This window comes from Nitrosomonas halophila, assembly GCF_900107165.1.
In the GTDB taxonomy this organism is placed as follows: Bacteria; Pseudomonadota; Gammaproteobacteria; order Burkholderiales; family Nitrosomonadaceae; genus Nitrosomonas; species Nitrosomonas halophila.
Genome location: NZ_FNOY01000080.1, coordinates 1 through 10,795, shown reverse-complemented (window position 1 = coordinate 10,795; position 10,795 = coordinate 1). Strand labels below are relative to the sequence as shown.

At 46.6% G+C, this 10,795-nt stretch carries 10 protein-coding genes; 3 read left to right on the top strand and 7 right to left on the bottom strand.

Annotation, left to right across the window (positions count from 1 at the left end; translation table 11 throughout):
• From BLV85_RS13070 to rpsL, 4 genes are all read right to left on the bottom strand, one after another.
• Positions 1-89, bottom strand: an 89-nt coding sequence (locus BLV85_RS13070; RefSeq protein WP_074720022.1) for a GTP-binding protein, incomplete at its 3' end; no start/stop codon positions are given.
• 33 nt (positions 90-122) lie between these two features.
• The gene (gene fusA / locus BLV85_RS13065) at positions 123-2,213 is read right to left on the bottom strand and encodes an elongation factor G (protein ID WP_090415678.1); all 2,091 of its coding nucleotides are present in this window, start codon (positions 2,211-2,213) and stop codon (positions 123-125) included.
• 99 nt (positions 2,214-2,312) lie between these two features.
• Entirely contained in the window at positions 2,313-2,783 is a 471-nt protein-coding gene (rpsG, locus tag BLV85_RS13060) for a 30S ribosomal protein S7 (RefSeq protein WP_090415677.1), read from the bottom strand.
• 50 nt (positions 2,784-2,833) lie between these two features.
• Positions 2,834-3,211, bottom strand: coding sequence for a 30S ribosomal protein S12 (gene rpsL / locus BLV85_RS13055; protein WP_090415676.1), 378 nt, complete (start codon positions 3,209-3,211; stop codon positions 2,834-2,836).
• A 294-nt stretch (positions 3,212-3,505) separates the two neighbouring features.
• On the opposite strand from rpsL, the gene BLV85_RS13050 reads away from it, so the two are divergent.
• The 3 genes from BLV85_RS13050 to BLV85_RS13040 all read left to right on the top strand — a co-directional run bounded on the left by BLV85_RS13050 (position 3,506) and on the right by BLV85_RS13040 (position 7,214).
• Positions 3,506-4,066 carry a L,D-transpeptidase family protein gene (locus tag BLV85_RS13050; protein WP_245725221.1) on the top strand — a complete coding sequence of 187 codons (561 nt, stop codon included), beginning with the start codon at positions 3,506-3,508 and terminating at the stop codon, positions 4,064-4,066.
• 1,058 nt (positions 4,067-5,124) lie between these two features.
• On the top strand, positions 5,125-6,051 hold the full coding sequence (locus BLV85_RS13045; RefSeq protein ID WP_090415675.1) for a UDP-2,3-diacylglucosamine diphosphatase: 927 nt from the start codon (positions 5,125-5,127) through the stop codon (positions 6,049-6,051).
• Positions 6,048-7,214, top strand: a complete 1,167-nt coding sequence (locus BLV85_RS13040) for a glycosyltransferase family 4 protein (protein ID WP_090415674.1) — start codon at positions 6,048-6,050, stop codon at positions 7,212-7,214. The genes BLV85_RS13045 and BLV85_RS13040 overlap by 4 nt, the downstream gene beginning before the upstream one ends.
• Before the next feature lie 149 nt (positions 7,215-7,363).
• Here the strand turns inward: BLV85_RS13040 and BLV85_RS13035 are convergent, their stop codons facing one another.
• The 3 genes from BLV85_RS13035 to BLV85_RS13025 form a co-directional block, all read right to left on the bottom strand.
• Positions 7,364-7,894: a hypothetical protein gene (locus tag BLV85_RS13035; protein WP_176974043.1), complete on the bottom strand. Its 531-nt coding sequence runs from the start codon at positions 7,892-7,894 to the stop codon at positions 7,364-7,366.
• A gap of 147 nt (positions 7,895-8,041) precedes the next feature.
• Entirely contained in the window at positions 8,042-10,045 is a 2,004-nt protein-coding gene (locus BLV85_RS13030; RefSeq protein ID WP_342707109.1) for a c-type cytochrome, read from the bottom strand.
• 144 nt (positions 10,046-10,189) lie between these two features.
• Positions 10,190-10,639, bottom strand: a complete 450-nt coding sequence (locus tag BLV85_RS13025) for a copper resistance CopC family protein (protein WP_245725220.1) — start codon at positions 10,637-10,639, stop codon at positions 10,190-10,192.
• Positions 10,640-10,795 lie beyond the last annotated feature (156 nt).

The following is a 10,795-nucleotide window of genomic DNA, read 5'->3' as shown; positions in this document are numbered from 1 at the left end:
GCCGTCAGTGTTGTTTTTCCATGATCCACATGACCTATGGTTCCCACGTTCACATGTGGTTTTGACCGCTCAAATTTGCTTTTTGCCATGCTGTTTGTTCCTTGTCGTATACAGTTGTTACGCTATTTCTTATTGATGATCGTTTCAGCTACATTTTTAGGTGCTTCTGAATAGTGCTTAAATTCCATGGAATAGGTGGCCCTGCCCTGCGTAGCCGAACGCAGAATAGTTGAATAACCAAACATTTCCGCCAAGGGAACTTCTGCACGGATGACTTTGAACCCGGGGGTATCATCCATGCCCTGAATGATACCTCTGCGCGAAGATAAATCTCCAACCACATTACCCATAAATTCGGCAGGCGTTTCCACCTCCACTGCCATCATCGGCTCCAGCAAAACTGGATTGGCCTTACGCATTCCTTCCTTGAATGCTATCGATGCAGCCATTTTGAATGCATTTTCATTTGAGTCCACATCGTGATAGGAACCATCGAATAACGCTATCTTCACATCAACAACAGGATAGCCGGCTAGCACACCATTACTCAGAGAATCGTTAAGACCTTTTTCAACTGCTGGAATATACTCTCGCGGTACAACACCACCCTTAATTTCATCTATAAACGCAAATCCTTCACCGGGTGTATTGGGAGCCATTCGTAGCCAGACATGCCCATATTGACCCCGTCCACCACTTTGCTTGATGAATTTACCTTCAACCTCAACCTGTTTCTTGATTGCCTCTCTATAAGCCACCTGCGGCGCACCTACATTCGCTTCCACGCCAAATTCACGCTTCATACGATCAACAATAATCTCCAAGTGCAACTCACCCATACCCGAGATAATTGTTTGTCCCGATTCTTCGTCAGTTCTTACTCTAAAGGACGGATCTTCCTGTGCCAGTCGATTAAGGGCTATCCCCATTTTTTCCTGATCAAGCTTGGTCTTGGGCTCGACTGCAACGTGTATTACCGGTTCAGGAAATTCCATTCTTTCCAGGGTAATTACATGCTCGGGATCACACAAAGTATCCCCAGTCGTGACTTCTTTAAGCCCAACCGCTGCCGCAATATCTCCAGCTCGGACCTCCTTGATTTCTTCCCGCTGATTGGCATGCATCTGGAGCAATCTACCAATACGCTCCTTCTTACCCTTTACCGGGTTATATACCGAATCCCCTGACTTCACCACACCTGAATAAACTCGGAAGAATATCAACTGCCCCACGTACGGGTCAGTCGCTATCTTAAATGCAAGTGCCGAAAACGGCGCATCATCACTGGATTCTCGCTTTCCTGGCTGATCGTCTTCGTTTACACCCTGAATTGCGGGCACTTCCAAGGGCGATGGCAGATAATCCAGCACCGCATCCAGCATTGCTTGAACGCCTTTGTTTTTAAAAGCGGTACCGCATAACATGGGCACAATTTCATTGCCAATCGTTCTTACTCGCAGACCTTTCTTGATATCCTCTGCAGACAAGTCTCCCTCTTCGAGATACTTGTTCATCAGCTCCTCACTTGCCTCTGCAGCAGATTCAACCATTTTCTCACGCCATGACCGCGCGTCTGCCAACTGGTCTGATGGAATATCTCGCTCCTCAAAGCTCACCCCATTATTCGCCTCATCCCAGTGGATGGCCTTCATTTTTACCAAATCGATCACGCCAGCGAAGCGATCTTCCGCGCCAATTGGCAGCTGTATGGGCACAGGATTTGCTTTCAATCTCGTGATAATCTGATCATGCACACGCATAAAATTTGCGCCTGATCGATCCATTTTGTTAACAAACGCCAAACGCGGCACTTTATATTTATTCGCTTGCCGCCAAACTGTCTCTGTCTGAGGCTGCACGCCACCCACGGCACAAAATACCGTACATGCGCCATCCAGCACACGCAATGAGCGCTCAACCTCAATTGTAAAATCTACGTGCCCAGGCGTATCGATTATATTGATACGATATTCAGGATAATTCCCCGCCATCCCTCTCCAAAAACAGGTGGTCGCAGCAGAAGTGATCGTTATGCCACGTTCCTGCTCTTGCGCCATCCAGTCCATTGTGGCAGCTCCGTCATGTACCTCACCCAATTTGTGAGACACGCCCGTGTAAAACAAAACACGTTCTGTCGTAGTTGTTTTACCGGCATCAATATGAGCCATAATACCGATGTTACGATATCGATCTAGCGGGGTTTTTCTTGACACAATCTTAAATCCTGGTTTTATTTACTGACAATCCACAGCTTCCTGAATCCAACACAGTTACTAGGTTGACTCCATTTCTTAATATGCAACAATCTTGCTTCAGAATCTGAAATGCGAGAAAGCCTTATTCGATTCAGCCATGCGATGCACTTCTTCTCTTTTCTTGATTGCTGCGCCTTTGTTTTCTGACGCCTCGATCAATTCATTGGCCAGCCTTTGACCCATCGATTTTTCTCCACGCTTACGCGCAGCATCACGCAACCATCGCATCGCTAGCGCACTTCTCCTCACCGATCTCACTTCCACCGGCACCTGATAATTCGCACCACCGACTCGACGACTCTTCACTTCAACCACAGGCCGAATATTCGATAACGCCAGCGTAAAAACTTCCACCGGATCTTTTCCTGTCTTTTTCTCCACCTGATCCAGCGCACCATATATGATTTGCTCGGCCACTGATTTCTTTCCGCGCGTCATCAACACGTTCACGAACTTGGCCAGCTCGACATTATGATATTTTGGATCTGGCAAAATTTCTCTTTTTGGCACTTCTCTACGTCTAGGCATTTCATTACCTCTTGGTTATCTCTTCTGCTGCGCTTACTGTATTGCCACTTTTATGCGCTTTTTGGTTTTTTGGACCCATACTTGGAGCGCGCCTGCTTGCGATCTTTAACTCCCGCCGTATCCAAACTGCCACGCACGGTATGATAACGCACACCAGGCAAATCCTTAACCCTTCCGCCACGTATCAGCACCACCGAATGTTCCTGCAAATTATGGCCCTCACCCCCAATATAACTACTTACTTCGTAGCCATTTGTCAGCCGTACCCTCGCCACTTTCCTCAACGCAGAATTTGGCTTTTTAGGTGTTGTTGTATACACCCTTGTACATACACCCCGCTTCTGCGGACAACTTTCAAGCGCCGGCACTTTGCTTTTTACCCGCTTCGCTTTTCTTGGCTTGCGTACTAATTGACTGATGGTTGGCATTTCGCTTCCTAATTATCCTTAATACTTATTTCTACGATCTTATCCTAGCGCGTTAGCCGTGTTGATATTGCGCCCACTTTTACAAGCTTTGCTAACGAGTTACTACCTAGCTTGTTTCTCGAGATATACTATTAGCTTGCACCCGGTTTACTGGGCGGCTAAAAAAGACTGTGAATTCTATGGCGTTATTAACCTGATGTCAAGCAATCACATCGCTTATCTTGCTATAACGTATTGTGGTCTATAATCTTTATTATCCTGGATGGGTGGTCCATTCTGTTCAAATCGACAACATTGCTAAAAGTCCATTTAATCGCCGTTATTTTTAGCTTAACTACTGTTTTCTTGTTTGCACCTGATTGCAAGGCAGAGACCAAGACTTGGATCGTCGTTGATACCACCCATTTACATTTAAAAGTGATACAGAATGATAATGTCCAGCTGCTTTTGGAGAACATCTCAATCGGGCGTTATGGTGCTAGCAAGCATCGAATGAAAGGCAGCAATCAAACGCCCATCGGTACTTTTCGTATTGCCTGGGTTAAACCCGACAGCCGGTTTTATCGTTTTTTTGGGTTTAATTACCCCAATCGCGAGGCTGCCGATCTGGCTTTGGCGGAGAATCGCATATCACTTGAGGTATGGCAAACTATTATTGATGCTATTGAAAGGAACGGCATCCCTCCTCAGGATACTCCACTCGGAGGCTACCTTGGGATTCATGGCCTAGGAAAAGGTGATCTTACCATACACGCTACTTACAACTGGACTAACGGCTGCATCGCACTGACCAACGACCAGATAGATATGCTTAGTTACTGGCTTAAACCTGGAATGCGCGTGGAAATTTATTGACCACCTTTTTCAACCGCTAACATCATCACGATCCATCACGACTACTTTTCAATCGCATTTCTTCGCGACTCATTACTGCTGATCCTGTGATTCTGATCTGCGTAATTTCACCACCCCCGCCCGGCTTGTTTTACCTTGCCTGGTTGCTTTGTCACACTACGTTTGATTCGCAGCCTCTAACTACGAGCCCCCTCCACGCACCTACACTTTTTTGCGGCATTTTCACTTTCGAAATTGTGAAGATTATTATGTTACGCGCTTCATGGTGCTATTACCCAATTGAACGCCACCCTATAACCTTCTGCAATACTGCCAGGAGGCTGTCCGAAATAGACTGATCTACTGCGAATCAGCCAGGCAGAATTTTCCGATCTTTTTCGTTAAATAGAGCGACTATTCGCCTCATATGATCTAAAAATCCCGCTCAGCCAGTTTCGCCCTCGCTACGATCGACATTCTCGGTCAGCCTCCTAGTTTCTAGTTCTTCTTTTCTTGTGTGCTGAATCGGTCAAACAACTGTCATCTGAATTTAATACGCCCGACATCTGTACGTCATGATTCTCAACAAAAATGGCTGTTATTGCTGTGCGATGAATATCGGACTGATTCAGGAGCTAGGCTCAAATGCCTTTCTTGCCAATCAATTCTGCGCATTTTCCTAGTCTGGTATTACACCTGGACTGCTTTCAATCTACGTCCCGCAACCGTTAATTATTTGCTTACTTTCCATGCACGGAAATACATATGACACGCTTCAGAGCGCTAATTCTAGATGTATTTTGCACAGCACTTTTATGACGTTCCGGTTTTTTGGGCATACAAACGCATTCATATCGAATCTCGAGACCATTACGATCCAAATATCCTGGCTGCATTTCGCGATCGCAAATCTAATATTACTTCGTTTTGAATCGCTTATTCCTTCGTATGCCTAGTTTATCAAGCATTCCTGGCTCCCCTTTCCCACGGAATCCTCATTTCAAGTTAGCGAATCTACTCATGTTGACAACCATTTTTTATTTAACCGCAAGTGATTTCAAACTCTTTATGGGGCAATCATGAACAGTGCAAAGTATCTTAATCGCATTACGTTGACACCTTCAGATTCACCGGTTGAATCACAGCACTACCAATCAGACATTCCAAAACCTAAAGTACGCGCGGTTTTTATTTCAGACCTCCATTTGGGAACACCCGGCTGCCAGGCAACTGAATTACTCGACTTCCTAAAAGCCTATCCTTGTGAACAGTTGTATTTGGTAGGCGATATTATTGACGGATGGCAATTGCGCAGAGGATGGTATTGGCCACAAGCTCATAACGATGTTATCCAGAAATTACTCCGTCGGGTACGAAATGGTTGCAAAATAATTTTCATTCCCGGCAATCATGATGAGTTCGCACGACAATTTCTCGGACATTCCTTCGGCGGCATCGAAATACTGGAAGAAGCCATCCACCATACAGCAGATGGCCGCAAGTTTTGGGTAGTGCATGGAGATTATTTTGATGGCGTCATACAATGCGCGAAATGGCTCGCATACGCAGGCGATAATCTCTACGAATTGTCATTGAAACTGAATCGCTACCTGAACTCATTGCGAGCACGTCTAGGGTTACCTTACTGGTCGCTATCCCAGTATTTGAAATATAAGGTCAAAACTGCCGTCAATTATGTCTCCTCCTTTGAAGAAGCCGTTTCCAATGAAGCCCAACGCAAAGGACTGGATGGTGTCATCTGCGGGCACATTCATCATGCTGAAATTCGCCAAATCAATGGCATTCTCTATTGCAATGATGGAGATTGGGTTGAAAGCCTGACAGCGCTGGTTGAACATCATGACGGCAGCATCGGTTTGGTCAAATGGGCACAACGGCAAGAAGTTACTGCTACAGAACTCTCATCCCCAGGCTCAATCGACAAAATACCCAGACAACTGCCCGTCTCCGTAAAGTCTGATGATACCGATAGGGCATTGTCATGAGGCTGGCCCTGATTACAGATGCCTGGCAACCACAAGTCAATGGCGTCGTCACCACATTGCTGGAATTAATCAAGGAACTTGAAAAACTGGATTATCAAGTTCGCGTTATCCACCCAGGGCTATTCAAAACCTATCCCTGCCCAGGCTATCCTGGTATTGATCTTGCCGTATTCCCCAAAACATCCTTGAGAAGCCTGTTAGCGGATTTTAGGCCCAACGCCATTCATATCGCTACCGAAGGACCATTAGGGTGGGCGGCACGCGCCCTGTGCAAGCAAGCTGGCTGGTCATTTACATCCGCATTCCATACCAAATTCCCAGAAATCTTGAAGGCCGCCACAGGCGTACCCACCGCATGGGGATATGCTTTTCTCAAGAAATTTCACCAATCTTCCGCTGGTGTCATGGTTCCTAGCCAGTCTGTGTTAAACGGCCTGCACGACCGTGGATTTCACAACTTAAGAGCTTGGACGCATGGGGTAGATGTTGATTTTTTCAACTATCATGACCAGCCTATTCAAGCGCCTATGCTAGGCGACATACCGCGGCCCATTGCACTTTATGTTGGCCGGATATCTTATGAAAAAAATATTCAAGTCTTTCTAGAAATGCGGTTTTCAGGCAGCAAGATAGTTTGCGGTGCAGGACCTTTGGAAAGGCATCTAAAGCAGGCTTATCCCAATATATATTGGCTGGGTATATTGCCTCGCGCTGAGCTAAGAAATCTATATGCCAGCGCTGATGTTTTTGTATTCCCCAGCACAGCGGATACCTTTGGGCTTGTTTTGCTAGAATCCATGGCAACCGGCACACCGGTCGCATGCTTGCCCGTTGATGGCCCGTTAGAGGTCATCGGGTCAAGCCAAGCTGGCGTCATGTCCCATGATCTATCTGCAGCAACCCAGCAAGCACTTGCCATCCCTCGTGCGCAGGCACGATCCAGAGCCGAAACGTTCAGCTGGCAAGCTGCTACAAAATTTTTACCGAGTATTTGGTACCGTTCAAATAGGTCAGCTCCTCCAACGGCCATGTTAGCCTATGTGAACTGGTGCACATCTTCGCTAATATTATCAGATTCAACTACGCATCCGACTAGGATAAGTCAGAATAGGAGAGTCGGCACAATTATGGAATTAGGCAAACAGCTTTTTACATATTATTAAGCTGATGGACTCTGGCTATAACAGCCAGAGTCACTGTCTGGTTGAAATTTAATAATGCCGTGAAAATAAAACCAATTATCAATCGATTGTTCTAGCACAACCACTAAGACTGCATAGGCTTCTTCCACTCACGGCTGATTTTGGCCTTCCTATTCGTCCTCTTCATGGCTACCATGGTTATTATGATCATCGCCATGATGGTCATGATGGTCATGATGGTCATGATGGTCATGATGGTCATGATGGTCATGTGCACTGTCTTCAGTAGTAGATTTGGGTGCTAGCGGTGTAAAACGCGCACCCTGTGTTTCATATCCTTCAAGCACAACGAATACCGAAACGACGGTCTCAGGCGTTATTTTGAATTCGCCCGCCCCCTTCATTAAATTGCCAAATACCGGCGTAAGCGGTACTGATATTCTTTCCCCTGTTTCATCAAAGACATTTGCTTTGCCAGATCCACCTGCGGTTGGAATATCATTATCCATGTGATCTGTCACATATAATTCCAACTCTCCGTCTTTAGCCACCAATTCGAGATGGAAGGGCCCAGCCATGCGTAATTGGCCACCATGCGGCGCTTCCACCGTTGCCAAGTATTCATCAGTGTGCCCCAAGGCTATATTTGGAATCGCAGTAGCCATTCCTAGAAAAATAGCAACTAACAGAACATTCTTCATCACAAATCCTTATCGTTTATTATAAAAAATCCGGTCATTCGCTTTCCCTATCCGGCAATTCAGCATGAAACCACATGATCGAACATTCCTTCCGGCTGACGCCGCCTTATACAAAACTGACTGGCGGCGCCCGGTCATCGTCCAGAATTAGTGAACGTGATCATCCGGCGGAGGCAATATTTCTCCCTCTTGATTCAGCTGGCTGAGTTGTCTAGTGAGCTGATTCGTGTCATCCCAACCGCTTTCGTCCACAGCAGGGATCCATCTGGCACGCAAATAGCCATAACGATCTATCAGGTACTCCATGTGATCTGGAATATTTCCCTCACCCAAAATATCTGGATGAGTCAACGTCCTTCTGAACAAAATATAGCTATTCCTGATTTCATGCCATCCCTCAGTCACCAAAGGATAGGAATGTTCAGACGCCAAAGCAGACAAAATTTCTCCACTATATTCATCCATTGGCACAGCAAGAATCTCGGTCTCAAGATCTCGCAGCTTGCCACGCATATCACTTAACTCCGCCAATCTGTGCTGCGAATCAGGCCAGCTGAAAAACACAAGCAATACGTTCGAGCGCCCCCGGTAATCCTTCAGTATGCCTGTTGAACCATCGTAGGTGGTAAATTGAAAGATGGGCGGCCCCATGGAAGGTCGGCCTGGAACAATGCTGGGGCTCATAAGCCGCGCCTGATAACCGCGTGACATGGCATGCATATAATTAACCGTATCCCACCGATCCTCTTCGGTTAAATTAGCTGCAAATCCCGGCATGCCGGTGTTTTTAAGCCCGTAACTCAGCCAATGAAAGAAATCACCCGCCGTATGCCTGGCGGTATGGGGTTCGGTCAGCAAATCTGCCGGCGGCGGATCGAAAGTTTTGGCTAGAATCCCGTTACCCGCCCCTTGTGGACCATGGCAACTGGTACAGTTTTCGGCAAAATGCCTGGCGCCATTCGAAATTGAAATGGCATCAAATGGCACCGGTGTGTTCTGATACGTCTCAGGGTAGGCATCAACTGCAAACTTTGGCAAGGCAACGGCTATAGCGGTTGCCATCAAGGCTGATGGCAACAAAATTCTTTTTTTAGCGTCCCATTGATGCTTGGATCCCCACCAGATTGAGGCTATTCCCGCCCCCAGCATCGTCATGCCGATCCAGAAATAGAGCTGTACCTCGGGATCCTCCCACGTCGCCGCGATCGAGAACCTGAACGAATACGGCCAATGCTCAACCATTTCATGCTTGGCAGGCACGGTATTGGACAGTATCGTGGCAAACAATACCAGAAAGAGTGCCAAAACAAATTCGACTCGCACCCATTTTCTAAGTTTTGCTACCCCAGCACTCGGTTCAAGTAAATTGCTTTGCTCTACTTTCTGCTCAACCGTTAATGATGGCATCCATTTAGCAAAAAAGGAGGTTGTTTGTTTATCCGCCTTAGGTTGACTCAACTCATCAGAGTGGATAGCCATTTGCTCAAATGCCGGCAACCATTTGGCACGCGCTTTATAGGCAATAAAAAGTATGACCGCCAGTAAAGCCAGTTTTGTGTTCAGCAGCCAACCATAGGAACTGGCCACCAGCGCATGGTAATCATCCTCTATCATGCGATCGGTTATGATCAAACCAGTAATCATGATGACCAGCATCACGGGCAGTGCCACCGATGAAAACCTTTTCAAACCCTCAATATTGAGGGTTAGCCTTTTCTTCTCGGAATCCGTTTCGCTCCTATCAAACACAATCAACAAGAATGCAGGGAGCGCACCAAACCATATTCCAGCCAGCAGAATATGGATTGAGTAGATCGATACATATGTCAAAAAGTTTTCTTCAGCAGCAGAGTGGCTTACAAGCGCACCCGCAATCAATGGCAGTGCCGCGACGCCGGCACATATCACGTAATGCCATTTTACTCTCTGACGTATGTATTGAAGGGAAACCACTGCAGCAAGCAGCAGCACGGCAAACATGGCTCTAATCGCCCACATATGCCCCATATTGGTATGCTGAATGATCTCCAGCCATGCGCTTGGCCGCCACGTGTTAGCGTCATCGCCAGTTGCTTCACCGGTTGTGGTGGCCAGAATTCCTACTAGGCCAATCAGAATGATTCCTGCCAGCCAGGGAAATGCACGTTCCAACCGTGCAACCCAGGGATTCTCAAATAGGACCCTGTGTCTGCCCGCGATTGCGAGAAAAACACAGCTCCCAAATAAAACCAGATTGGCAACAAGCTGTGACCAACGAGCTAACGTCGCTAATATCTCTATCACTTTTATTCCGCTCTATCTTTTATTTTTAACAGTGAATTTATAATCAGAATCGACTACATGCCCATCTACCGACAACACACGAAACTTGACTGTATATTGACCAGGCGCCAGTTCAGGCAACTCGACAAATATCGACTTCGGATCCTCTGGATGGACCGATGGCTTTTCTGCTGACATAGAATTGGCCTCTGCATCCAGTACGGACAGCGATGCGTAAGCAGGTTCGATTTCTTCATTGAACCAGAGTCGAACTTGCTTGGGAGAAGTCGAAAGCATTGCGCGTCGAGCCGGTTCAGCTTTAACCAGGGAAGCATGCGCAAAAACAGCATTCGAATACGAAAGCAATGTTAGCAGCACCAGTCCAAGCAACATCATGCTGGGCCATGCGGTTAAACGTGAATGAGTCGACATTGCGACCACTTCATTTACATTTCTTGTTTTCATTGCATATTTATTTTGCATATCTTTATTCCTGCTAAAAATTTGACAGAACAATATTCGCACTAAAAAGAACTTAGGTTGCTTTTTCTTCGCCTTGAGCCTTGCCTTTCTTCATGAAGAAAAAGCCTGCCGCGGCAGCAACAGCCAGTGCACCCAGGATGAGTGGCAGGTTGGATT

What these genes read in the sequence shown, in the direction of transcription:
- rpsG (WP_090415677.1), bottom strand. Translation starts at nt 2,783, where the DNA reads ATGCCTAGACGTAGAGAAGTGCCAAAAAGAGAAATTTTGCCAGATCCA.
- rpsL (WP_090415676.1), bottom strand. Translation starts at nt 3,211, where the DNA reads ATGCCAACCATCAGTCAATTAGTACGCAAGCCAAGAAAAGCGAAGCGG.
- BLV85_RS13045 (WP_090415675.1), top strand. Translation starts at nt 5,125, where the DNA reads ATGAACAGTGCAAAGTATCTTAATCGCATTACGTTGACACCTTCAGAT.
- BLV85_RS13040 (WP_090415674.1), top strand. Translation starts at nt 6,048, where the DNA reads ATGAGGCTGGCCCTGATTACAGATGCCTGGCAACCACAAGTCAATGGC.
- BLV85_RS13035 (WP_176974043.1), bottom strand. Translation starts at nt 7,894, where the DNA reads ATGAAGAATGTTCTGTTAGTTGCTATTTTTCTAGGAATGGCTACTGCG.
- BLV85_RS13025 (WP_245725220.1), bottom strand. Translation starts at nt 10,639, where the DNA reads ATGCAAAATAAATATGCAATGAAAACAAGAAATGTAAATGAAGTGGTC.